The 23,637-nt window shown below is 72.3% G+C and carries 22 protein-coding genes; 3 read left to right on the forward strand and 19 right to left on the reverse strand.

Annotated features, from left to right (window positions below; all coding sequences use genetic code 11):
- Nucleotides 1-48 precede the first annotated feature (48 nt).
- The 10 genes from GA0070608_RS24050 to GA0070608_RS34020 form a co-directional block, all read right to left on the reverse strand.
- Complete coding sequence (locus tag GA0070608_RS24050) at nucleotides 49-2,820, reverse strand: glycoside hydrolase family 38 N-terminal domain-containing protein (protein WP_091630751.1); 2,772 nt, start codon at nucleotides 2,818-2,820, stop codon at nucleotides 49-51.
- The gene (locus tag GA0070608_RS24055; protein WP_091630752.1) at nucleotides 2,820-3,965 is read right to left on the reverse strand and encodes a Gfo/Idh/MocA family protein; all 1,146 of its coding nucleotides are present in this window, start codon (nucleotides 3,963-3,965) and stop codon (nucleotides 2,820-2,822) included. Before GA0070608_RS24055 ends, GA0070608_RS24050 begins: the two co-directional genes overlap by 1 nt.
- The gene (locus tag GA0070608_RS24060; protein WP_218107573.1) at nucleotides 3,962-4,873 is read right to left on the reverse strand and encodes a sugar phosphate isomerase/epimerase family protein; all 912 of its coding nucleotides are present in this window, start codon (nucleotides 4,871-4,873) and stop codon (nucleotides 3,962-3,964) included. Before GA0070608_RS24060 ends, GA0070608_RS24055 begins: the two co-directional genes overlap by 4 nt.
- On the reverse strand, nucleotides 4,864-6,078 hold the full coding sequence (locus GA0070608_RS24065; RefSeq protein ID WP_091630753.1) for a CehA/McbA family metallohydrolase: 1,215 nt from the start codon (nucleotides 6,076-6,078) through the stop codon (nucleotides 4,864-4,866). The genes GA0070608_RS24060 and GA0070608_RS24065 overlap by 10 nt, the downstream gene beginning before the upstream one ends.
- Nucleotides 6,075-7,277, reverse strand: coding sequence for an ABC transporter ATP-binding protein (locus GA0070608_RS24070; RefSeq protein WP_091630754.1), 1,203 nt, complete (start codon nucleotides 7,275-7,277; stop codon nucleotides 6,075-6,077). Before GA0070608_RS24070 ends, GA0070608_RS24065 begins: the two co-directional genes overlap by 4 nt.
- A complete protein-coding gene (locus GA0070608_RS24075) occupies nucleotides 7,277-8,158 on the reverse strand; it encodes a carbohydrate ABC transporter permease (protein WP_218107574.1) in 882 nt (293 codons plus the stop codon). Before GA0070608_RS24075 ends, GA0070608_RS24070 begins: the two co-directional genes overlap by 1 nt.
- Nucleotides 8,155-9,102, reverse strand: a complete 948-nt coding sequence (locus GA0070608_RS24080) for a carbohydrate ABC transporter permease (protein ID WP_218107575.1) — start codon at nucleotides 9,100-9,102, stop codon at nucleotides 8,155-8,157. The genes GA0070608_RS24075 and GA0070608_RS24080 overlap by 4 nt, the downstream gene beginning before the upstream one ends.
- A complete protein-coding gene (locus tag GA0070608_RS24085; protein ID WP_091630755.1) occupies nucleotides 9,077-10,474 on the reverse strand; it encodes an extracellular solute-binding protein in 1,398 nt (465 codons plus the stop codon). Before GA0070608_RS24085 ends, GA0070608_RS24080 begins: the two co-directional genes overlap by 26 nt.
- Before the next feature lie 142 nt (nucleotides 10,475-10,616).
- Complete coding sequence (locus GA0070608_RS24090; protein WP_245715912.1) at nucleotides 10,617-11,354, reverse strand: GntR family transcriptional regulator; 738 nt, start codon at nucleotides 11,352-11,354, stop codon at nucleotides 10,617-10,619.
- A gap of 111 nt (nucleotides 11,355-11,465) precedes the next feature.
- Nucleotides 11,466-11,591, reverse strand: coding sequence for a hypothetical protein (locus GA0070608_RS34020; RefSeq protein WP_281186144.1), 126 nt, complete (start codon nucleotides 11,589-11,591; stop codon nucleotides 11,466-11,468).
- 65 nt (nucleotides 11,592-11,656) lie between these two features.
- Here GA0070608_RS34020 and GA0070608_RS24095 point away from each other — a divergent pair, with 65 nt between their 5' ends.
- Complete coding sequence (locus GA0070608_RS24095; RefSeq protein WP_245715913.1) at nucleotides 11,657-12,544, forward strand: Cgl0159 family (beta/alpha)8-fold protein; 888 nt, start codon at nucleotides 11,657-11,659, stop codon at nucleotides 12,542-12,544.
- Between the two features lie 80 nt (nucleotides 12,545-12,624).
- The gene (locus GA0070608_RS34370) at nucleotides 12,625-12,897 is read left to right on the forward strand and encodes a hypothetical protein (protein ID WP_091630757.1); all 273 of its coding nucleotides are present in this window, start codon (nucleotides 12,625-12,627) and stop codon (nucleotides 12,895-12,897) included.
- On the opposite strand, the gene GA0070608_RS24105 is transcribed toward GA0070608_RS34370, so the two are convergent.
- The 4 genes from GA0070608_RS24105 to GA0070608_RS33630 all read right to left on the reverse strand — a co-directional run bounded on the left by GA0070608_RS24105 (nucleotide 12,788) and on the right by GA0070608_RS33630 (nucleotide 16,015).
- Nucleotides 12,788-13,243 carry a GNAT family N-acetyltransferase gene (locus GA0070608_RS24105; protein ID WP_091630758.1) on the reverse strand — a complete coding sequence of 152 codons (456 nt, stop codon included), beginning with the start codon at nucleotides 13,241-13,243 and terminating at the stop codon, nucleotides 12,788-12,790. The genes GA0070608_RS34370 and GA0070608_RS24105 overlap by 110 nt on opposite strands.
- A gap of 353 nt (nucleotides 13,244-13,596) precedes the next feature.
- Nucleotides 13,597-14,547 carry a golvesin C-terminal-like domain-containing protein gene (locus GA0070608_RS33625; protein ID WP_245716140.1) on the reverse strand — a complete coding sequence of 317 codons (951 nt, stop codon included), beginning with the start codon at nucleotides 14,545-14,547 and terminating at the stop codon, nucleotides 13,597-13,599.
- Nucleotides 14,548-15,314: 767 nt separating this feature from the next.
- Nucleotides 15,315-15,773, reverse strand: a complete 459-nt coding sequence (locus tag GA0070608_RS24115; RefSeq protein ID WP_091630760.1) for a hypothetical protein — start codon at nucleotides 15,771-15,773, stop codon at nucleotides 15,315-15,317.
- Between the two features lie 134 nt (nucleotides 15,774-15,907).
- Entirely contained in the window at nucleotides 15,908-16,015 is a 108-nt protein-coding gene (locus tag GA0070608_RS33630) for a CGNR zinc finger domain-containing protein (protein ID WP_245715914.1), read from the reverse strand.
- 434 nt (nucleotides 16,016-16,449) lie between these two features.
- Between GA0070608_RS33630 and GA0070608_RS24125 the strand changes: the two genes are divergently transcribed.
- Nucleotides 16,450-18,882 carry a M14 family metallopeptidase gene (locus GA0070608_RS24125; protein WP_091630761.1) on the forward strand — a complete coding sequence of 811 codons (2,433 nt, stop codon included), beginning with the start codon at nucleotides 16,450-16,452 and terminating at the stop codon, nucleotides 18,880-18,882.
- 205 nt (nucleotides 18,883-19,087) lie between these two features.
- Here GA0070608_RS24125 and GA0070608_RS24130 read toward each other — a convergent pair whose 3' ends face one another.
- From GA0070608_RS24130 to GA0070608_RS24150, 5 genes are all read right to left on the reverse strand, one after another.
- Nucleotides 19,088-19,471: an Imm1 family immunity protein gene (locus tag GA0070608_RS24130; RefSeq protein ID WP_091636035.1), complete on the reverse strand. Its 384-nt coding sequence runs from the start codon at nucleotides 19,469-19,471 to the stop codon at nucleotides 19,088-19,090.
- Between the two features lie 163 nt (nucleotides 19,472-19,634).
- A complete protein-coding gene (locus GA0070608_RS24135) occupies nucleotides 19,635-20,159 on the reverse strand; it encodes a GNAT family N-acetyltransferase (RefSeq protein ID WP_091630762.1) in 525 nt (174 codons plus the stop codon).
- Nucleotides 20,160-20,216: 57 nt separating this feature from the next.
- Entirely contained in the window at nucleotides 20,217-20,621 is a 405-nt protein-coding gene (locus tag GA0070608_RS24140; RefSeq protein WP_091630763.1) for a ribosomal maturation YjgA family protein, read from the reverse strand.
- Between the two features lie 151 nt (nucleotides 20,622-20,772).
- Nucleotides 20,773-22,350 (reverse strand): FMN-binding glutamate synthase family protein, encoded by a 1,578-nt coding sequence (locus GA0070608_RS24145; RefSeq protein WP_091630764.1) that lies wholly within the window; start codon nucleotides 22,348-22,350, stop codon nucleotides 20,773-20,775.
- A 51-nt stretch (nucleotides 22,351-22,401) separates the two neighbouring features.
- Nucleotides 22,402-23,622: a PP2C family protein-serine/threonine phosphatase gene (locus GA0070608_RS24150; RefSeq protein WP_091630765.1), complete on the reverse strand. Its 1,221-nt coding sequence runs from the start codon at nucleotides 23,620-23,622 to the stop codon at nucleotides 22,402-22,404.
- Nucleotides 23,623-23,637 lie beyond the last annotated feature (15 nt).

Genomic DNA, 23,637 nt, shown 5'->3' on the forward strand with positions numbered 1-23,637 from the left:
GCAGGTGAAACCTCGGCGCCCCTTCCAGAGTGCGTGGCGAGATCGCGGTCAGGCCAGGTCGAGCTGCACGGTGGCGATCTCCCAGGCCCGCATCGGCAGGCGGACGGCTCCGTCGCCCTCGACGGCCAGCGGGTCGCCCGGTCGGCCGAGCAGATCCGCGCGCCATGCCCCGCGCAGCCCCGGGGCGTCGATGACGGCGGTGGTGTCCGCCGGCGTCTGCGCGACCAACCGTACCTCGGTGCGGCCGTCGCGGTCCCGGACGCTGGTCAGCACGACCCCGGGGCCGTCGACCGCCAGTCCCACGGTCGGGGCCGGTAGCGCGACGGTCGGCTCGGCGGTGCCGGGGAAGGACAGCGGCTCGTGCCGGTACGCCTCGGCGGCCTCCAGCACCCCGGCCTCGTGCCAGCTGCCCCGGAACGGCAGCACCGCCAGCTCGACGGCGTGTACGCCGCGACACTGCGCCAGGGGTGTGGGCAGCTGCGGACCGGCCGGCTCGTCGCGCAGGGCGTGCCGGTTGCGCGACAGCATCCCGATCGCCCGCAGCACGGTGACTGCCAGTTCCCGGCCGGAGTCGGTCAGCTCGTACTCGGTCGGCTGGGTCAGCAGGACGGCGAGCGAGCCGTCCGGGCCGCCCGCGGCCACGAACCCGGACGCCGGGAACGTGGGCAGCGGGACCTCCCCGCCGCCACCCTCCGCGCTCAGCCCTCGCGCGACCACGGCGAACTGGCCCTCGGCGTACGAGGTGTCGGCCGGCGACGGCAGCGGCAGGTGCAGCCGGACCCGGTGGTCGTCGCAGCGGTTGTCGAACTCGACCCTCAGCCGGACGAATTGCTCACCGGAGCGCACCTCGACCCGCGTGGTGACGGTGGTCGGTTCGCGGTCCACGGCGCGCGAGCCCGCGTCGACGTCGGCGCCCGCCGGCCAGCGGTACTCGCGGACCACGTCGAGGACGGCGACCAGCGGCCCGTCGTGGCGGACCACGGTCCGCACCGCCCGGGGCTTGTCGACCAGCTCGTCGGCGGCCGGTGGGGCGAAGTTGTAGCTGTCACCCACGTCGCCGCCGTCGACGATCCGGCCCACCCCGTCCACGCCGACGCCGTCGGGGGTGGACAGCCGCAGCGTGCCGTCTTCGGCGACGTCCACCCGCAGCAGCCCGTTGTCGACGCTGCGGCCGGTCACCATCACCGGCGCGGGCACCGCTGCGGCGACCGGCGGGGGCACCGCTGCGGCGGACGGCGGTAGCGCCAACGGCCGCACCGCGGCGTGCCCGAGCGCGGGCAGGTCCACCAGCGCGGCGACGGTGGCCCGGGCGGCGGCGACGATGAGCACCCGCCACCGGTCGGGCTGCCCGGCGGCGGCCAGCGCCAGCCGGACGTCCTCGACGTCGAAGGCCGGGTCGCCGTGCCGGGCAACCTGAAAGGTGAGGGTGGCGTCGGCGGCGGACACCGACCAGGCGGTGATCTCCTGACCGTAGAGTTCGCGGCCGTGCACCCGGGCGAGGACGCCCGGCAGGTCGGCCGCCGGCACCACGTCGTCGGCGAGCAGCGTGCGGGCCCGGTCGAGGACCTGCGCGGCCACCGTGCGGCCGTCGGCGTCGACCAGCCCCACCGCGCCGTCGGGCGGCGTCTCCACGTCCAGGCGCACCAGGGTGGTGCGGGGCGCCGGGGTGGGGTTGAACAGCAGGTGGCCGTCCCGGGGCACGGTGGTGGCCAGCCGCGCGCCGACCAGGTCGCAGACCGCCCGGCCGAGCTGGTCGGCCTCGGCGAGGCGGGCGGAGACCTGCTCGGCGGTCTCGTCGCAGCCGCACCCGGTCACCGAGTCGTGGCAACTGGCGTCGATCAGCCGGGTCCAGGCCATGTCGAGGAAGCGCTGTACGGAGGTGTCGTGCGCCAGCGCGGCGAGGGGCTCGGCGTACCGTTCGACCCGCCGCTCGGCGCGGCCCATCGCCTGCTTGAGGTGGCCGCGTACGGAGATCACGCCGGGCAGGATGTTGGCCCGGGCGTGCGAGCGCAGCTCACCGGCCACGACGGGCAGCCCGTCGACGCCGGTCGGCTGGCTGGCGAAGTACTCGGCGAGCGTGCCGAGCCGAAGCCGGGTGTCGTCGAGACCGGCGGCGGCGAGCAGGTCGGGGGCCTCCGGCGCCGGGGCGGCGTGGTCGGCGCCGTACATGGCCAGCACCGGGGTGTCGTCGCCGGCCGGACGCCACGCCCCGAGCCGGGCGGCGAGATCGGCGGCCCGCCGGGTGACCAGCGCCGCGTCGTCCATCAGCCCGGCCGCGTTGCCGTAGCCGCCCGGCAGGTACTCGGTGCGTACGGCGGTGCCGTCCGGGGACTGCCAGGCGAAGGCGTGTGTGTGCACGCGTTGCGGGACGCCGCGGAACAGGCAGGCGTGGGCGAGCCCCGCGCCGGCCAGGATCTGCGGCATCTGGGCGATGTGGCCGAACATGTCGGGCAGGTAGCCGACCGGCATGGCGCCGCCCAGTTCGGCGCTGCGGTTCAGCCCGCGTTCGAGGTTGCGCACGATGTTCTCGCCGGAGCAGAGGAACTCGTCGAGCAGGATCTGCCACGGGCCGACGGCCAGCCGTCCGGCGTGGACCAGGGCGACCACCTGCTCCCGCCGCTCGGGGCGGACCTCCAGGTAGTCGTCGACGGCGGCGAGCTGCCCGTCCAGGGTGAACCGCTGGCGCGGGTCGCGCTCCATCCGGTCGAACACCTCGTCGAGCAGCGCCACCAGCCGCAGGCGGAACCGCTGGAACGGCTCGTACCACTCCCGGTCCCAGTGGGTGTGTGGCACCACGATGATCTCGGTAGGTCGCGCCATCAGCCCGCCGCCTCTCCGCCGATCGCCGCCCCGGTCAGCTCACCGTAGCGGCGTACCACCTGTTGACTGGTCCTCAGGTCGGCCGCGCCCCCGGCGATGCCGGTCAGCGGCGGCACGCCCCCGGTGACCATCGCGTGGAACGCGACCAGTTCCTGTTCGAACGCCTCGGTCACCGACCGGTACGCCGCCCGCCGCTCGCCGCCGCCGTGGTGGTCCACCACGGTCAGCGTGGTGGGCGCGTTCAGCAGGTACGGCGACGGGAACACCAGCTCCAGCGAGCCGTGCGCGTGGTGCAGGGTGACCGTTTCCCGGTAGGCCGGGTACCCGGGCAGGTTGAGCCACCGGATGCCGTAGCGGGCACCGTTGGGCAGCCGCCCGCTGATCTCCACCGACGGCTCGACCGGACCGTCCGGCGTGAGCGGCCAGGTCGCGACGTGCTCCACGGTGGCCGGTGCCCCGGTGAACAGCCGCAGCAGCGACAGGTCGTGCGAGACGCTGTTGATCAGGATCTGGTAGAGGGTGCGGGCGCCGGGGTCGGCGCCCACGGCGGCGTCGAGCAGGCGTGCGCCGGCGCCGGAGAGCCGGACCACCTCCTCGGCCGGCACGTCGGCGGGGGCCGGCGGCAGGTTGGCGAACCGCAGCTGCCGGTCGCCGCCGGCGTGCAGCACGGTCACCTCCACCGCGTGCACCCGCTCCGGGCCGCCGAGCTCCGCCAGCAGCCGCGCGGCCTCGGCCACCGCCGGGTCGTACTGCTTCATGTAGCCGACCATCAGTGCCGCGCCGCCGGTGCCCAGCCCGGTCAGCCGGGCCGTCTCGGCGAGGGTGTACGCGAGCGGCTTCTCGCACAGCACCGGTACGCCCGCGCGCAGCGCCAACTCGGCGAGGTCGCCGTGCGAGCCGGAGGTCGCCAGCAGCACCGCGTCGCAGCCGCCGTCGGTCACCATCCGGGCCGCGTCGGCGTACCGGCGTTCGGGGTCGACGCCGTAGCGGTGGCCCGTCTCGGCCAGCCGCGACGGGGACAGGTCGGCCAGCGCGACGATCTCGAACAGGTCCCCGCGCCGTCGCAGCAGCGGCAGGTGCGCCGTGTGGGCGATGATGCCCAGCCCGGCCACCGCGATCCTGATCCGCTTGGCCGGCCCGCTCATCGCAACGCCTCGGTGAGCCACCGCCGGTTGGCGCGCTGGTCGGCGCGGATCCGGTCGAGGTCCCGGTCGGCCGCGGGCGCGTCCTGCTCGATCACCAGCCAGCCGGTGTAGCCGACGGTGTCGAGGGCGGCGAGCACCCCGGCGAGGTCGACGTCGCCCGTGCCCAACGGACAGAAGCCACCGGCGGCCACCACGTCCACCAGGCCGCCGCCGGCCGCCCGCACCCGGTGGTGGGCGGCGAGGTCGGCGTCCTTCAGGTGCACCTGGCCGATCCGCCCGGCCCACCGGCGGACCGCCGCGACCGGGTCGCCGCCGGCCAGCAGCAGATGCCCGGTGTCCAGGCAGACCGCGATATCGGTCAGCTCCAGCAGCCGGTCGGCCTCCGCCTCGGTCTCCACGTCGGTGCCCAGGTGGTAGTGGAACACCGGCTCCAGGCCGCGGTCACGGCAGCGGTCGGCGGCCTGTTGCACCCGGGCGGCGAAGTCCGGCCAGGCCGCTGCGGGCAGCGCCGACGCCAGGTCCGGCGGGGTGCCCGGACGGGCCATCCGGGCCGGGTTGGCAGGGCAGGCCAACGTCGGCCGGGGCGCGAACCGGGGATCGTCCGTCGACACGGCGGTGAACACGTCCAGCGCCGCGTCGAGCTGGGCCAGGTCCTCGGCGTACCCGTCCGGGTCGGCGAACCGCAGGTCGACCCAGCCGCCGGCGAGCCCGACGCCGGTGGCGGCCAACCGCCGGGCCAGGGACTGCCCGGTGCCGAGGTAGCCGATCGGTCCGGAGTCGATCCCGGCATACCCGTCCCCGACCAGGTCCGCGAGCAGCTCGTCGGGCCCGACGAGCGGGCCGGCAGGCTGGTAGATGCCGTAGTTGACGGGTGCGCCGGCCACCCGGGTGCGTCCGGTCAGCTGCACAGTGCGATCACCTCCATGCGGTGGGACTCCAGGACGTACGGTCCGTCGCCGGCCGGCAGCAGGCACCGGTCGCCGCGCACCAGCCGGTGCCGCCCGTCGGCGTCGGCCAGTAGCGCGCCGTCCGCGTCGAGGGCCAGCAGCTCGTCGCCGAGCCGCAGCAGCAGCGGCCCGGCGGGGTCGGCGGAGACGGCGGTACGCCCGCCGCGCAGAGCGTCCAGCACGGCGGCTTCGGGCGGGCCGTCGCCGTCGGCGAGCACCCAGGTGGTGGGGGCGCCGGGCAGCGCGTCGCCGCCGAGGTGGTGGAAGTCGCTGCCACCGACCGGCACGACGTCCGGCCGCCACGCCTGTGCCCAGGCCAGCGGGGCGCCCCAGGTGCGGTCCCACCAGCCGGAGTGCCACACCTCCACCAGCCGGGTACGGGCCGTCAGCGGCTGGCGCCACGCGCAGTCGGCGGCCAGCGGGTGGTTCACGGACATCAGCCCGCCGGCCCGTTCCGCCGTGGCCGACCACTCGTCGGGGGGCCGGCGGAAATCGACCCAGCCCACCGGGCCGAACACGTTGGCGTGCCCCCGGTCGGTGGTCACCTCCTGGCCGGGCAGCAGCGTGACGCCGTAGCGGGCCGAGGCGTCCGGCAGCCACGGGTGGTGGCTGACGGTGTTGTGGTCGGTCACGGCGAGGAAGTCCAACCCCCGGGAGGCGGACAGCGCGGCCAACTCGTCGATGGTGAGCGCGCCGTCGCTGTGCACGGTGTGCGTGTGCAGGTCGCCGGCGAGCCACCGCCGGCCGTCGACGTCGGGGAGCTTCCGGCCGGGCGGCCGGTCGGGGCGTGGCGGGGCCGCCGGCGGCTCGGGTGCCGGCGGGGCGGTGCTGCTGGTGGTGGCGGTGACCTCGTACTCCAGCCCGTCGGGCGGGATCCGGTGCAGCCGCAGCAACACCTGCCACTCGCCGGGTTCCAGCTCGCCCGGCAGGTAGCCGGGGGTGGCCCAACCGGCGGTGACGGTGTAGCTGTCGCGGGCGCCGCCCGACCAGCCCCGGAAGCCGTCCGGCCCGACACAGCCGAGGTCCAGCACCCCGGCGTGGCGCGGGTAGTCGAGTCGTACGGTGAGCGCGGCCGTGCCCGGCGCGACGGTGACCGGCAGGGCCCGCAGCACGTCGTCGGCGCGGTTCTGGAGCGTCCACCTGCCCCGGTGGGTGACCACGATCATCCCCCCACCGCGGCGCCGGCGCGCGGGGCCGGGGCGGCGGCGACGGCGACCAGATTCCCGTCGCGGTAGAGCAGGGACCGGCCGGGGCGGGGCACCACCCAGCCGGTGTCGCCGGGTTCGGGTTCGCTGCCCTCCGCGACGACGACCTGCACGCTGGTCCCGGCGGCCTCGGCCGCGCCGCCCGCCGCTGCGGCGGAGCTGCCGGCGTGTCCCGTGCCGGCCGGGGCACCGTCGTCGGCGGCCGTCTCGTCCGGCACGTCCAGGGAGACCAGCGAGAAGCTGCCCAGGTTCTCGACGACGACGACCTGCCCGGTGAGCGCGCCGGGGACCGGGGTGGGGGAGTAGTCGAGGTACTCGGGGCGGACGCCGTAGACCAGGCTCTCCCCGTCGGTCACCTGGGCGTGGGCGCCCTCGGGCAGCGGCAGCCGCACCCCCGCCACGTGCAGTTCGTCGCCGCGCACCGTGGCGTCGACGAGGTTCATCGGGGTGGAGCCGATGAATCCGGCGACGAAGGTGTTGGCCGGCCGGCGGAACACCTCGGTGGGGGTGCCGACCTGGCGGATCCGGCCGCCCTCCATGACGGCGATCCGGTCGGCCAGCGCCAGCGCCTCGGCCTGGTCGTGGGTGACGAAGACGGTGGTGACGCCGAGTTCGCGTTGCAGCCGCTTGAGGAAGGTCCGCGCCTCCAGCCGGAGCCGGGCGTCGAGGTTGGACAGCGGCTCGTCGAGCAGGAAGACCTGCGGGTGGCAGGCCATCGCGCGGGCGAGCGCCACGCGCTGCTGCTGGCCGCCGGAGAGCTGCCCCGGACGCCGCTCCAGCAGGGCCGACAGCCCCAGCTCGTCGGCGGTCTCGGCGGCCTTCGCGGCACGGCTGCGCCGGTCCACCTTCTTGATCCGCAGCGGGTAGGCGATGTTCTCCTGCACGGTCATGTGCGGGAAGAGCGCGTAGTCCTGGAAGACCATCGCCACGTCCCGCTTGCCGGGCGGCAGGTTGGTGACGTCGCGGTCGTCGATGCGTACGCTGCCGCCGGAGGCGACCTCCAGCCCGGCGATGGTGCGCAGCAGGGTGGTCTTGCCGCAGCCGGACGGGCCGAGCAGGGCGAAGAACTCACCGTCGGCGATCTCCAGGTCGAGGGCGTCCAGGGCCTGAACCCCGCCGGGGTAGACCTTGGTCAATTCGCGCATCGTGATGGCGGACATCAGCGCTTGATCCCTCCGTGGAAGCGGAATCCGTACCGGCTGCTGACGAAGACGAACATGAGCGCCACCGGCAGCGAGTAGAGCAGCGAGAAGGTGGAGAGCAGGCGCAGGTCGGCCTGGCCGCCCTCGGTGTAGAGGGTGTACATGATCACCGCGGCGGGTGCCTTGTCCGGGCCGCGCAGCAGCAGGAACGGCACCAGGAAGTTGCCCCAGACGTTGGCGACGGCCCACACCCCGACGGTGGCCAGCCCGGGTCGCACCACGGGCACCACGATGTGCCACATGATCTGCAACGGGCTGGCGCCGAAGACCCGCGCCGACTCCTCGTAGGACGTCGGGGTGGAGTCCATGAAGTCCTTGAGGATGAAGATCGCCGCGGGCAGCAGGCCGCCGCTGAGGATCAGGATGACGCCGAGCCGGGAGTCGATCAGGTTGAGCCGGAAGGCCAGCTCGAACAGCGGCACCATGGTGGCCGTGCCGGTCACGATGGACGACAGCAGCAGGAGCCCGTAGAGCAGCGCGTCGCGGCCGGGCACCCGGACCCGGCTCAGCGCGTACGCGGCCAGCGCCGCGAACGTGACCACCAGCCCCGCGGTGCCGCCGGCCAGGTAGACGGAGTTGAGCAGTGACTTCAGCGCGTACGGGTTGTCCAGCAGGGCGCGGAAGTTGTCGAGGGTGAAGTCCGGCAGCGAGGCGGCGATGGTCGGGGAGTCGTCGAAGGGGGCGGTAGCGAGCCACAACAGCGGCAGCGCGAAGAACCCGAGGACGGCGCAGAGGAAGGTGTAGCGGCCGATGCGGGCGAGCACGTGGCGTACCGCGATGGTGGGCCGCTCGCCGGTCGGCTCGGTGGTGGACGCGGGCCGCGCCGCGGTGGTGGTCACGCCGGCTCCTTCCGCCGGCCCAGCATGCGCAGGTAGACCAGCGCGATGACCAGGTTGATCAGCAGCATGACGAACGAGATCGCGGCGCCGAAGCCCAGCTCGCCGCCGGAGAGCGCCACCTTGTAGACGTAGACCGGCAGGATCTCCGAGTGTTGCTCGGGGCCGCCGGCGGTGATGAGGAAGGGTGCGAAGTCGTTGAACGTCCAGAGGCTGATCAGCAGCAGGTTGGTCAGCACGTGCCCGCGGATGCGGGGGAAGACCACGTCGCGCAGTTGCTGCCAGGTCGACGCGCCGGCCAGCCGGGCGGTCTCCAGGTGCGAGCGGGGGACGTTCTCCAGCGCGGCGGCGTAGAGCATCATCGAGAACGCCGTGCCGCGCCAGGTGTTGAAGATGATGATCGACAGCATCGGGTAGTCGAGCAGCCAGGCCATTCCGGGGATGCCGAGCAGCGCGTTGAGGGTGCCGGCGTCCCGGTCGAGCAGGGCGATCCACAGGAACGCGACCACCGAGCTGGGCAGGATCCAGGACAGCAGCACGAATCCCTCGACCAGCCGGCGCAGCGGGCCGCGGCGGTCGCGTAGCGCGAAGGCGATGGCGAAGCCCAACCCGGCCTGGCCGATGACCGCCGAGCCGAGGACGAACTGCAGGGTCAGCACGAGGGAGGTCTGGAACCGCTCGTCGCCCAGCGCCCGGGTGTAGTTGTCGAGGCCGACCAGCTCCGGGTGGGCGGCGGCCAGGCCGGTCAGCCGGTAGTTGGTGACGCCCAGGTAGAGCGTCCAGGCGGCCGGCACCACGAGGAAGACCAGGATGAGCACCATGGCGGGGACGAGGAACCCGGTCGCCCGGGCCCGGCCCAGCCCGGCGGCGTCGGGGGCCGGGGAGGCGCCCGTGACCGGGCGCGCCCCCTCGACCACCTCGTCAGGAGGTGACGTTGCCTGGACCACCGACAAACCCCTCGACCTTCTTCCGGTACGCCGAGGCCGCCGCCTCGACGCCCTTGCCCGCTGCCGCGTCGGCGGTGGCCTCCTGGAGTGCCACGGAGACCTGCGGGTAGACCGCCAGCGGCGGCCGGTACGCGGTGATCGGCAGCACCTTCTCGGCGACGAAGTTGAGCATCGGATCGCCGGCGAGGACCTCCTTGTTGACGTCGGTGCGGGCGGTGATCCGGGCGGCGCCCGCGAGCTCGGCCTTGACCGCCTCCGCCGAGTGCATGAACGCCAGCAGCTCGAACGCCTGCGACGGGTACTTGGAGTTGGGGTTCAGCACCCGCACGCCGCCGCCGGACATGCTGACGAAGTCCTGTCCGCGGATGCCTGCGCCCGGCTGCTTGGCGGGGATCAGCGCGTACCCGACGGTGGTGTCCCGATCGGCCATCTTGGCGATGCCGTCCTTCGGGTGCACGACGCCGCGCCAGAAGTAGTCGCCCTCGGCAAGGATGCCGATCTTGCCGGCGGCGAACTCCTGGAAGGACTTGTCGCGTCCCTTGGCCTCCTGTTGGAGCTTGGGGTCGCCCAGCCCGCCACCGTAGATCTTGGCGTAGAGGTCGAGCGTGTCCCGTACCGGCTGGCTGGCGCCGGCCCACTTGCCGTCGGCGAAGATCTCGCCGCCGGCACCGGCCAGCATCGGCAGGGCACCCTGCATCGAGGTCGCCTCGCCCATCGCCGTGCCGGCGTTGAGCTGGATCGGGGTCACCCCGGGCAGCGCCTTGAGCTTGGCGCCGGCGTCGAGGATCTCCTGCCAGCTCCTCGGCTGCCAGTCGGCGGGCAGGCCGGCCTGGGCGAAGAGCTTCTTGTTGTAGTAGAGGACGCGGCCGTCGGTGCCGAGTGGGATGCCGTACCGCTTCTCCTCGAAGGAGCCGAGGCCCTGCACGGTCTCAGGGATCTGCGACCAGCCCTCCCAGGAGTCCACCTCGGCGCCGGCCACCTCCGACAACGGCTTGAGGTATCCGGCCTGGACGAACTCGCCGACCCAGATGCCGTCCACGGCGATGACGTCGGCGCCGCCCTTGGACCGCAGGTCGAGGGCGAGTTTGGTCTTGTACTGCTCGTCGTCGACGCCGTTGGGCACGAACGTCACCTTGGCGGTGACGCCCTTGGCCTTCTGGGCCTCGACGAACCGGGGGATGACCCACTTCTCGATCCACTCCGCGCCGGCGGCGTTCTTGCCACCGGCGATGGCATTGGCGGAGACGGTGAGGGTGATGTTCTTGGCGTCCTTACCGGCGGGCTCGTCCGAGCCGCCGCAGGCCGTGGCGGTGAGGGCGACGGCGGTGAGCGCGGCGAGCACGCCCGCCGCGCGTCTCGGTCTGGCTGACATGGGCTGCTTCCCCTTCGCAAGAAGAGACTCGCGGATCGCCCGCCGGCCGCACGTCCGCCGCCGGCGGTATCTGCGGCCACAATGTCATGACAGCCTTACGACGTAAATACCTGTCACTGAAATGAGCGTGAAACATTCACCCTCACCGCTCGGCGACAGTGACCTCCAGGGAGTAGCGGCTGGCCCGGTAGATGTGCGCGCCGTGCTCGACGTGGTGGCCCTGGTCGTCGTACGCGGTGCGGGTCATCGTGAGCAGCGGCGCACCCCGCCGCTCACCGAGCATCCGGGCCTCGGCGGTCGTCGCGGCCCGCGCCCCGATCCGCTGGTGCGCGCCCCGGATCCGCCGGCCGCCGGCCCGCAGGATCGCGTAGAGGCCGCCGGCCTGCAACGCGTCCACGCTCAGGCGCACCGGGCCCGTCGGCAGCCAGTTCTCCATCACCGCCAGCGGCTCCCCGTCGGAGAACCGCAGCCGGCGCAGGTGCTGCACCTCGCTGCCGGCGGGCAAGCCGAGCGCGGCGGCCACCTCGGTGGGGCAGGGCACGGTGGTCAGCTCCAACACCGAGGTGGACGGTTGCTGTCCGGCCCGCAGCAGGTCGTCGTGCAGGCTGGTCAGCTCGACCGCCCGGCGGACCTCGCCGCGCACCACTTGGGTGCCCACCCCACGGTGGCGCACGATCAGTCCCTTGTCGACCAGTTGCTGGATGGCCTGCCGCACCGTCGGGCGGGACAGTCCCAGCCGGTCGGCGAGCCGCATCTCGCTGTCCAGGCGATCTCCCGGGGCCAGCTCGCCGCGCTGGATCGCCGCGGCGAGCTGCTCCGCGACCTGGAAGTAGAGCGGGACCGGGCTGCTGCGGTCGACCGCGATCTCGGGGCCGGTCACGGAAACCTCCTCGCTTCGGCGGAGCGGGATCGGGCGTGCTGGTGGGCGCCACTGTACCGAAACGGTCACCGAGCGCATAGGGAGGTTGTCATGACAACACATTGACACAACTCACCATGCACTGTTACCAATCAGGGACAGGATCGAGCCGGTGGGCACGCCGACGCCGGCCGGGACGAAGGGCGCCGCATGCTCGACGTGCTCACCATCGGCCGGATCGGCATGGACGACAGCCACGCCCGAGTGGTCAACAGCCTTCGGAACCGGAACCGTCGGGCTTCCGCACCGAAAGGAGAAGACCGGTGAGCATCGAGTACGAGGCGTTGACCCGCACCCGCGCACACCGGCCGCAGGCGATCGCCGAAGCCGCCGCCGGCCGCACCCGCCGACCCTGGCCCGAGCCCGGGCGGCCACTGTTCGTCATCGCCGCCGACCACCCCGCCCGTGGCTCCCTGGGCGTACGCGACCGGCCGATGGCCATGGCCGGGCGGGCCGACCTGCTGGACCGGCTGCGCCTGGCGCTGTCCCGGCCCGGCGTCGACGGCGTGCTCGGCACCCCGGACGTCCTGGAGGACCTGCTGCTGCTCGGGGCGTTGGAGAACCGTCTCGCCATCGGCTCGATGAACCGTGGCGGCCTCGCCGGCGCCGCGTTCGAACTCGACGACCGGTTCACCGCGTACGACGCCGACAGCATCGCCGCGATGCGCTACGACGGCGGCAAGATGCTGTGCCGCATCGATCCGGCCGACCCGGGCAGCGCGTCGACCCTGCACGCCTGCGCCCGGGCGGTCACCGCCCTGGCCGCCCACCGCACCGTCGCCCTGGTCGAGCCGCTGTGGGTGACGCGCGACGGGGGCCGGGTGAACGTCGACCTGCACCCGGAGGCGGTGATCAGGGGTGTCAGCGTCGGACAGGACCTCGGGGCCACCTCCGCGTACACCTGGCTGAAGCTGCCGGCGATCGACGAGATGGAGCGGGTGATGGCCGCGACCACCCTGCCGGTGCTGCTGCTCGGCGGCGACCCGGTGGAGGCGCCGGACCTGGTGTACGCGCGGTGGGAGCGGGCGCTGCGGCTGCCCGGCGTGCGCGGCCTGGTCGTCGGCCGGGCCCTGCTCTATCCGCCGGACGACGACGTCGCCGCCGCCGTGGATATCGCCGGGTCGCTGCTGTCCACCGGGCAGGCGGCGTGAGGATCCCCGGCACGGCTGGATCCGGGGCAGTCGGGCCGACCAGACGATCGACCCGCGACTGCCGCTGACCCGGCCCGCGACTGGCTGCCCGCCGGCCGCTGCTGGTGGCCGGCGGCGGCGTGATCTACAGCGGGGCCACCGACGCGCTGCGCCGCTTCGTCGAGGAGCACGGCGTGCCGCTCGCGGAGACCCAGGCCGTCTGCCCGGTGCGCGCTCATCCTGTCAGGTGTTCGATCTGGATCGTCAAAGGTCGAGGACGCCGACGGTCTCGCCACCGCTCTGCTCGCCGGTCGGCCGGAAGCCCAGCTTCAGGTAGAACTTCTCCGGTCCTCCGGCGCGGGGCTCCCAGGTGACGTACGCCTGGGTGCCGCCGCGCGCGCGGATCTCCTCGGACACGGCTTCGACGGCGAAGCGACCGTAGCCGCGGCCCTGGGCGCCGGCAGCGATGTTCAGCCGCCAGAGGCCGGAGCGCAGGTCGTTGGCGTTGCGGTCGGGACTCCACGGGATGTCGAGGAAAGCCATCAGAAAACCGACCAGCCGGACGTCGTCATAGATCAGCCTCGGCCAGGCGTGGTCTGAGAATACGTACGCCTCGGCGAGCGACTTGACCACTGGCGAGACCAGATCCTCCTGATCGGGGCGCACGGACAGTGCCAGAGCCGCCTCGTAGTTCTTAGGGGTGATCCTCTCCAGCCGCATGCTGCGGACGATAGCGGGCGGGTCTCAGATCCAGCGACCGGATTCCGCGCGAAGTCATCGTCGAGCTGACGTACGTGCCATGGGCCCGGAGTTGCGGCGTTGGCAAGCTCCTCGATCTCGGCGAGATCCTCGTCGGTCATCGGTTCGAGGTTGTCCAACAGGCGGCGAACCCCTCGCGTTCGATCGGGCGTCTGTTGGCCGGGCGGGGCCGCAGGAACCGGCGAACCCACCTGCGCCCCGCCCGAATAGGCAACTGCCGTTGCGATAGTAAGGAAGGGTCCCCTGCTATATGGAATCCGATAGCAGGGGACCCTTCCTTACCCACAGCGTTGCTGCCTTTCCGCGTTGCCGTGTCAGACGCGGGTGATGCGGATCGCGTCGGCGATCACGTAGCCGGTGTTACCGGACCACCGGCTGACACCCACCTTGTTGGCGTCCCCGGCGGCCAGGGTGAAGTTGCCCAGCGAGCGCCATCCGCCACCGTTGGCTGTCTGGTTCATGTGGACCGTCTGGTTGCCGCTGCTGGTCGCCACGATGTACGGCGTGGTGGTGTTGTAGCCGGCGACGGCCGGGTACCAGACCTCCACCCGGTAGGTGGCGGTGGCCGGGATGTTCACCTTGTACCAGGCGGTGTCGCTGGCCGCGACCGGGTTGGCGTACCGGTAGTCGGCGCCGTAGCGCTGCGCCGAGTACGTCGAGGTGGCCCAATTGGCGCTCGCGATGAACCGCCCGGCGGTGGTGTTGTCCACGATGGTCGACCAGGAGGTCGGCGGAGGCGTGGTGGTGCCCGTGACGAGCTGCATGTAGTAGGTCCAGTTCCAGTTCGGACCCGGATCGGTGTGCGTGGCTCCCGGCACCTGGTTGTGGCCGATGATGTTGTTGCGGGTCTTCGGGATGCCGTACTTGTCGCACAGGAATCGCGTCAGCGCGGCCGACGACCGGTACATCGCGTCGGTGTACCAGGAGGCGTTGTTGACGTAGCCCTCGTGCTCCAGACCGATCGACTGGGTGTTGTAGGTCCAGTTGCCGGCGTGCCAGGCGACGTCCTTGTCCCGCACCATCTGAGTCACCGCGCCGTCGGAGGAACGGAGCAGGTAGTGCGCGCTGGTGCCGGCGGCTGCGTTCTGGAACCAGCTGATCGAGCCGGAGTAGCTGCCCTGCATGGTGTGGATGATGATGTAGTTGATCGGGTACGCCGACTCGCGGCTGGAGACCGTGTAGTTGGACGAGTTCGCCGGCACCCAGGCCGCCGGGCCGTAGTCGGTGCTCTGGATGCCGATGTCGGCGGTGCCCAGCGGCGCCACGGCGGCGTAGTCGCCCCGCTGGGGCGCGACCGGACGGCCGTCCACGGCGACCTGGCCGGTGGCGGTGGTCGCGTTGAACCCGCTGGCGAGCAGGTCGTACACGGCGTCGGCGTACAGCCGGGCGGTGGCCTTGTCCGACGAGCCGCCGTAGCGGGCGATCAGGCCGTACCACTGGTTGACGTCGTCGCGCTGCGCCGCGGTGAGCCCGGCCTGATCGGCGTACGAGCGGAGCACCGCCGCCGCGCCGGCGACGTTCGCCGCGTCCCGGGTGCGTAGTTCGGTGCGGTCCAGTCGAGCCCGGCGCACCGCCTCGTCGAGGGTCCGCACCTTCGGGTTGCTGGTCAGGTGCATCACGCCGTACCCGCCGGAGGCGCTGGGCTCGCCGTTGTGGTTGTCCAGCCGGGTCTCCGCGTACCCGAGCGCGGCGAGCAGGTCGCGCGGCACGTCGGATCGGGCCGCCGCCTGGTCGAAGGCGGCGGCGAGCGTCCCCGCGCCCTGCTGCGGCGCGGCCTGGGCTGGCTGGCCGGTCAGGCCGATCATCAGGACTATTGCGCCACCGAGCAGTTGGCTCACCCGACGCGAGGGTCTCCGAACAGTCACTGTCACTCCTCGTCGACTTGCAAGGGCGACTGTGATCATGTCGCCCGGGTCGCCGCACCATATAGCGCGACAGCTGTCTATGTCGAGACCTTGCATCGGGATTGATGGTGTTGAAGAATTCCTTCACATGCGCCCGACCCGCCCCACCGTTCAGCCGAGGATCGGCGCTACCCGCCGCACCCCACACGCCTGCTCCGGCGCATCCGCAGCGTGGCGACTGCGGCAACTGTCAGCATGACCGCCAGGACTGGCCCACCTGCCATGATCATCAGGCCCGCTCCGATGTTGGCGCCGATTCCCCCGGCGGTCAGCACCCGCCAGGCGAAGCCGACGAGGACGCCGGCCGCGACAAGTGGCAGCAGCACCCGCCACCATCGGGGATCGAGGCGGTGGCGTGACATGGCCCAGACCAGCCCGGCAACCGCAGCGATGGCGCCGACGCACGCCAGGGCGCCGAAGATGCGATCCCCCGCTGGACCAAGGCTCACCGGCCGGATCGCGTAGTCCAAATCGGCGCCCTCGGCGGCGAGTTGCCGGGCCTCGTCGTTGGTCAGGTCGCCGATGAGCCACCAGGACGCTACCGGTGTGCAGAGAACCAGGACGAGCGCTGTGATCGGAAACGTCATTCGGCGCTGCTTCGTCATGTCTGTTGCCTTCTCCCCGTGAGCTTGCCCAAGCTGCTCGGGTAAGTATGTGGGCGGCATTCAGGTTGGGCTTGGGCACACCCACTCAGCACTGGTCTGCACAAGTGACCCCGCGGCTATCGCTCGGCCTGGTGCCGCTGGTAGTGGCGGGCCACCCGGGCGCGGTTGCCGCAGGACGGCTTGCACCACTGCTGGCGCGAGTGCTCCCTGACGAAGTACCGCACGCAGCGCGGCGCCGAGCCGTACCCGCGGCTCCGCCGGGCCGGCGTGCCGGGTGAGCGTCGGTGCCGCGCCGTCCGGCCAGTCCAGGCGGGGGTTGGTGGGCAGCCGCGCGGCGGCGTCGTTGAGGTGGCGTACCGCGTCCGCCGGGGCGAGCAGCGACGAATGATCGGCCCGGCTGGGCGAGGCCGGCGCGACTGCCCGGGCGAGGAGTGTGCGTACCGCGCGGCGCAGCGGTTCGGCCTGCTCGTGGTGTCCGTCGCTCGGCCACGGCCATCCCGCCCACAGCCGGAGGACCTCAGGCGGCGGACGAGACATCGACAGGGATTGACAGATCACTTCGTGCGCACTGAGGATGGCCTCACCGGACACCACCACCTCTCTTCCACCAGGTCGTGACGCCGCAGACATGGCGCGCGACCGACAGAAGGGTCGACAGATGCGTGATTCCTCAGGTCCCCGGTGGCGACGCCGCCTTCCCGTCCCCGCCGCGCTGGCCGCCGCCACGGTCGTGGTGTTGCTGGTCAGCCCGGCCTCGGCCGTCATTCCCGCCGCCGAGCCCTCCGTCGAACTCGTCCGGGTCGCCGACGAGGAGGCGAACGTCGTCGAGGTGCTGCTCGCCGGCACTGCCCAACTGGATGCCCTCGTCGCCACCGGCGTCGACCTCGACCACCACGTCACCCGCACCGAGGACGGCGTCGTCGCGCACGCGGTCGTCACCGCCACCGAGGCCACGGCGCTGACCAGGGCGGGCTTCACCCTCGGCAAGGTGTTGCACCGTCCGGCCGACGCCAGGGCCCGGGTGGCGGAACGCGAGGCGACCATCGCCGGGCACGTCGCGCAGAACCGGGAGTTCGCCGCCGCCACGTTCGGCCCGGCCGCGTCGGCCGCCTCCGATGTCAAGATCATCAGAGCGGACTGGTACACCTCCGGGACGGACCAGATCCTCTCCGTCGAGGCGAAGTGGGCGCAGGGCCAGACAGCCGCCGACACCCTCACCGTCGAGCGGGACAGCGGCCCGGGCACCGCCATCGGCTCCGGCGGGACGCAGACCATCTCCCGCTTCGTCGACGCCGGCGTCTACCTCTACCACCGGGGCGCCGCGAATGTGACCAGCCGGCCCGACCGGATCCGGATCACCAGCCCGACCGGTGATGTCGCCGTCGCGAAGGTCCGGGAGTGGCTGCCCACCCCCGGCAGCGGCCCCGAGGGCCCGGGCTACCAGAAGGACTTCGTCACCAGTTACCTGACCCCCACCGAGCTGTACGCGCGGATCCACCAGCTCGCGGCCCAGTTCCCGAGGCTGGCCCAGGTCGTGGAGCTGCCGCACAAGACCAACGGCTACCGGCGGCACGCCCAGGCGGTGCTCGGCGCCGCCACCGACAGCCGCGTCGCGGTGGACTCCCTGGCCTGGGGCCATGAGGGTGGCAACGACATTTCCGTGGAACTCGCCGACCCGGGCACGGCGAACGCGCCGCTGTCGGTGGCTGTCACCGGCCGGGCCGTCCGGGTCACCCTCGGCACCGACGCCGCCGGCACGGTCACCAGCACGGCCGCCCAGGTCGTCGCGGCACTCAACGCCGACGCCGGGACGCTGCTACGGGCGTACGCCTATCGGGGCAGCCCGGGCACCGGCGTGGTCGCGCCGGCCGCGCGGACCCCGCTCACCGACGGGTTGAGCGCCCCGGCGAGCGTCTCGCGCGACCCGCACCCGGTGTACGCCATCCGGATCGGCAAACACCGGGACGGCTCGAAGCTCGGTGTGCTCGCCTACGCCCAGGAACACGCCCGCGAGTGGGTCCCGCCGTTGGTGACCGTCGAGACCGCCGAGCGGCTGCTGCGCAACTACGCCCACGACCGGCGGACCCGGGAACTGCTGGACAACCTCGACATCTGGATCGCCCCGTCGGTCAACCCCGACGGCGGTCACTACTCCTTCTACGACTTCAACTCCCAGCGCAAGAACATGACCAACCACTGCCCGACGACCGGGGCGGCCGACTTCCTGGCCCGCAACTCCTGGGGCGTGGACAACAACCGCAACTACACGGAGTACAGCCTCTTCGACGGCTACTCGGGGGCGTCGTCGAGCTGCACCAGCGGCACGTACGCCGGCCCGAGCGAGCTGTCCGAGCCGGAGAACCGTAACCTGGACTGGCTGGCCTCCCGCCCGAACATCAAGTTCTCGATGAACCTGCACTCCTCGGGCAACTACTTCATGTGGTCGCCGGGGGCGTACGCGCTGCCCGGCCGGGTCTCCGCGCCCCGACCGACGCTCGCCGAGGAGTCGGCCTTCTGGGGTGCCTCGTCGCGGATCCTGGCCGCCATCAAACGGCACCGCAACATGGCGGTCACCCCGGCCCGCACCGGCCCCATCTCCGACGTGCTCTACTCGGCGGCCGGCAACTCCGGCGACATGCTCTGGTACAAGTACGGCATCTACGCCTGGAACTTCGAGGTCGGCACCTCCTTCCAACCGGAGTGGGACGAGGCGCACGAGGAGGCGATGGAGTTCGCCAACGGCCTCGTCGAGATGCTGCGGGTGGCGCGGGACTTCGCCAAGGACAAGACCCGGCCGCGCAGCACGCTGACAGTCGCGCCGAGCGCGACACCCGGCATGGTGGACGTGACCTTCTCCACCAGCGAACCGGCGGCCGTCTTCTACACCGTCGACCGGGCCGCCCCGACGTACGCGTCCACCCTCTACGGCTCGGCGGGCATCCGGGAGGGCGGAGAGACGCTGACCGTCCCGGCGGGCACGAGGGTCCACTGGTTCTCGGTGGACTCGGCGGGCAACGTCGAGAACAACTACCGCCCCGACGGCAACGGCCGCAACTACCGCAAGGGCACGGCCGTCCTGCCGAGGCACTGACCGCGCGTCGGGTCGACGGGTGGTGCCCCCGGACCGGGGGCACCACCCGCCCTACGGGCTCAGCCCGGCAGCAGCGGCATCTCCAGGCCGGGATCCCGGCCGAGCAGCACCGCCCGGGTGAGCGCCGCCGACCCGAACGTGGACGAGACGTTCGTCGGTGGTGTCAGCCGAGGGGTTGGCGCGGGCAGCGGACGGTGCCGATCATCTATCGGTCTGACACCCAGTGCGTCTCAGCCGGCCACGAGCCCGTCCGGACGATATGTTCCACAGCCATCAATGCCGAGTCGAACGGCACGGTTTCTCCGTTCGGATACTCATCGTCCTGCCCATTCGCAAGCGCGTATCCATCGCCGAACTCCTCTGGATCCTCAGCCTCGGGGTCGACAGCGTGTTCGCCGGGATCACCAACGCCTTCAAGAAGCATCACCATCACGCGCTCGGTGTTGGTCACGAACGCCAGCGACCGACCAGAGGAACTGGTCAGCCATGTCTCGCGTTGGTCGTCATCGACTCGGCGACGAAGGACCGATACCACGTCGCCCGGCGCCAAAACGCCCACCCGGCCCTCTACTGTCCACGTCTCATCCATAAGCACCCCAGGTCCTGCATCATTCTGGCTGAGGCTGGCACACCCAGCGCATCGAAATCCTAGAAGCGCCGCTAGTGCAACCAATCAGATACCTGGAACACATGTTCGTGCGGAGCCCGGTGAGGACGGCACTGACCTGACCGAACGCGGCCCGACGAGTGGCCTACAGCTCGTCGAACGGGCGGGCGTAGCTGAACTCGCCCCGGATCGACGGCCGCCAGGCGCCCAGCGGGCGCGCCATGAAGTACTGCGACCCCCACGGCTGCGGCGGGGTGACGCCGAGGTCGACCGCCGGGCGGAACCCGAAGCGCGGGTAGTAGTCGGGATGCCCGAGCAGCACCACCAGGGCCTCGTCGCGGGCGTCGGCCGCGCCGAGCACCGCGTGCATCAACGCGGAGCCGACTCCCCGCCGCTGCCACGCCGGCAGCACGCCGAGCGGCCCCAACCCCAGCGCGACCGGCTCGCCGGCGATCTGCCCCCGGGTGCACACCACGTGCCCGACCAGCCACCCGTCGTCGTCGGCAACGACGAGGGAGAGGGCCGGCAGCCAGCCGACGTCCGCCCGCAGCGCGTCCACCAACCCCGCCTCGACGGGTACGGCGTCCGGCTTCTCGGGGTCGGCGAAGGCGGCGAGGTGCACCGCCCGGATGGCGTCGACGTCGGCGGGGGTCTCGCGTCTGATCAGCACCGGGCGACGATAGGCGGGGCAGCCGCCACGGCGCGCGCCATTATCGGCGCCGCCCACTCACCCCGTCGACCGCCGGCGCCGGGCGCGGGTGGCGACGATCCGGTGCACCGCCACCAGCGGCAGCACCCCGACGGGGTACCAGGCGAGATCGACCGGATCGAACTGCACCCCGAGCACGAGTCGCGCCAGCAGGCTGCGCGCCGACAGCGCCGCCGGTATACCGGTCAGCTGCGACATCTCGACGGCCCAGCAGAAGGCGATCGCGATCGCGCCGGCCGCCGGTGGCGACAGGCGCGGCCGGAGGAACAACACCCCGGCCCAGACCATGGACGCGTACAGCGCGGTGCCGGAGTGCTGTTCGAGGCCGCCGCCGGCCGCCGCGCGGACGACGAGGGCGACGATCAGGAAGAGGGTGGCCGCGGCGAGCATCATGACCCGGCACCGCCGAGGGGTGATCGACATTCCGGCGATGCTAGGTGTTTTCCCCGGTGGTGGCGAAGGACTACATCCGTGTCTGGGCGTACTCGTGCAGCACCTTCAGCCGTAGGTTGCCGGGAATCTCGCGCACCGACCCGTCCAGCAGCGCCGGGCGCCGTTAGCGCCAGGAAGGAGGTCAGGGCATCGCGGTCGGCGAGGGCGGGGCGGTGCCGCCCTGCGGGGCCTCCGCCGTCATCAGCCGGACGATCTGCGCCCGGTCGGCGGCGGACGGCAGTCCCCACTCGGGACGGTAGCCGTACACCTCGTGCAGCGGGTGGGAGGCGGTCCGGCCGCCGAGGACCTCGATCGCGTCGGTGTCGATCAGGCCCGGGTGCTCGACGCCGCACGCCTCGGCGACCTTGACCAGGTCCCGGCGCAGCGTACGGATGTAGTTCGCCGCGCGGACCGACTTCGAGGCCGGGTCCACACCCCGGGCGAGCCACGGGTTCTGGGTGGCGACGCCGGTGGGGCAGGTGTCGGTGTGGCACTTCTGGGCCTGGATGCAGCCGATCGCCAGCATCGCCTCCCGGCCGACGTTGACCATGTCGCAGCCGAGCGCGAACGCCACCACCGCGTTGTCGGGCAGGCCGAGCTTGCCGGCGCCGACGAACACCACCCGCTCGTGCAGGTCGCGCTCGGCGAAGACCTTGTAGACCCGGGCGAAGCCCTGCTGGAACGGCAGCGACACCGAGTCGGTGAAGATCAGCGGTGCGGCGCCGGTGCCGCCCTCGCCGCCGTCGACGGTGACGAAGTCGACCCCGCGTCCGGTGTCGCGCATCAGGGTGGTCAGTTCCTCCCAGAAGCCCAGGTCTCCCACCGCGGACTTGATGCCGACCGGCAGGCCGGTCTCCGCGGCGAGTAGTTCCACCCAGTCCAGCAGGCTGTCGCAGTCGGAGAACTCGGCGTGCCGGGACGGGCTGACGCAGTCGCGCCCCTGCGGGATGCCCCGGGTCGCGGCGATCTCGGCGGAGACCTTGGCCGCCGGCAGCAGGCCGCCGAGGCTGGGTTTCGCGCCCTGGCTGAGCTTGATCTCCAGCGCCCGCACCGGCGCGTCGGCGACCAGTTCCTTGAGCCGCTCCAGGCTGAACCGGCCATGTTCGTCGCGGCAGCCGAAGTAGGCGGTGCCGAGCTGGAAGACCAGGTCACCGCCCTTGCGGTGGTACGGCGACAGCCCGCCCTCGCCGGTGTTCTGCAGGCAGCCGGCCAGGGCCGCGCCCCGGTTGAGCGCCTCGACGGCGTTGCCGGACAACGATCCGAAGCTCATCCCGGAGATGTTCACCATCGACTCGGGCCGGAACGCGCGGGCCCGGCCCCGGGCGGCGCCGAGCACCTTCGCGCAGGGCAGCCGCACGTCGTGCCCGGCGTCCGGTGCCGACGGCGGGATGGTCCGACCGAAGGTGCGGTGCTTGATGATCGGATATCCGGGGGTGAACTCGATGTCGTTGTCGGTCCCGAAGCCGAAGTAGTTGTTCTGCTGCTTCGCCGACGCGTACACCCAGCGGCGCTGGTCGCGGGTGAACGGCCGCTCCTCGTTGTTGCCGGCGACGATGTACTGACGTAGCTCCGGCCCGATGGCCTCCAGCAGGTACCGGGCCCGACCGAGGACCGGGAAGGTACGCAGCAAGGCGTGGTCGCGCTGGATCAGGTCGCGCGCGGCGAGGGCCGCGACGGCGGCGACTGCGGCGGCGGGTACGGCTCGGCTTGCCCACTTCATACCCGCCACTCTTTCCGCGATCGTCCTGCGCCAAACGGGCCGGTGTGCGGATCAGTGCCGCGTCGGGAGACGGTGGACGACCAGCAGGGCGATGTCGTCGGTCGGCTGCTCGGCGCCGAGGGCGCCCATCACCGTGGCGCAGACCTCCTCGGCCGGCGCCGGCCGGACCGTCTCGACGAGCTGATCGAGGCCGACGTCGATGACCTCGTGGCGGCGTTCGACGAGGCCGTCGGTGAAGCAGACCAGCACCGCGCCCGGCGGGAAGTCCACCTCCGTGTGGTGCCGGGCCGGCGGTCGGCGACCCGTGCCGAGCGGGGGGTCGGCGTGGACCGGGACGGGTGTGCCCGGCTGGCCTGGCACGGCGAGGACGGGGCGCAGGTGCCCGGCGGCGGAGAGCCGGATGCGGGCCCGGTCGGGGGAGATCATGGCGTAGAGCGCCGTGGTGAGGTTCCCGGCCTCGAAGTGGCCGACCTTACGGTCGAGGAGCGTCAACGCCTCCGCCGGGTCGTCGCAGACCAGCGCGTAGGCGCGCAGCGCGCTGCGGATTCGCCCCATGATCACGGCGGACTTCAGGCCGTGGCCCGACACGTCGCCGATGACCAGGCCCAGCCAGCCCGAGGGCAGGGTGAACACGTCGTACCAGTCGCCGCCGATCCCGGCGACGTGCCCGGGCACGTACCGGGCGGCCAGGTCCAGGCCCGGCACGTCGGGCAGTTGGGTGGGCAGCAGGCTGCGTTGCAGGGCGAGGGCGGCGTTGTGGTCGAGGTTGTGGGACCGGGTGAGGTTGGCCTGGCTGGCCCGGTCGGCGACCAGCTCCAGCAGGCGGACGTCGTCGGCGGTGAATCCGCGGTGACGCAGTGTGCCTACGTGCAGTACGCCGATCAGCTCGCCCCGGGCGAACATCGGCACGCCGAGCAGCGACCGCAGCCCCATCGCCAGCAGGACCGGGTTGACCACGGCGTCGGAGGTGACCTCCTCGATGACCACCGGCCGTCGGGTCAGGGCGATCCGGCCGGCGAACCCGCGGCCGACGGAGATGCGGAAACCCCGCCGGACCTCCTCCTCCAGTCCTTTGGCAGCGGTGGCCACGAGCTGCTGCGCGTGCGTGTCCAGCAGGAGGATGGCCGCCGTGTCGACTTCGAGCAGGTCCCGGACCCGGTCGAGGAGTTCGTCGAACAGGTCGGCCGCGTCGAGGCGGGACAGCGTCGCGTCGGTCACCGCCTTGATGCGACGCAACCGTTCGTCGTCCTGGACGAGCCCCCGGTCGGCCACGACAGGATCCTAGTC

The organism is Micromonospora peucetia (assembly GCF_900091625.1).
Taxonomy (GTDB): domain Bacteria; phylum Actinomycetota; class Actinomycetes; order Mycobacteriales; family Micromonosporaceae; genus Micromonospora; species Micromonospora peucetia.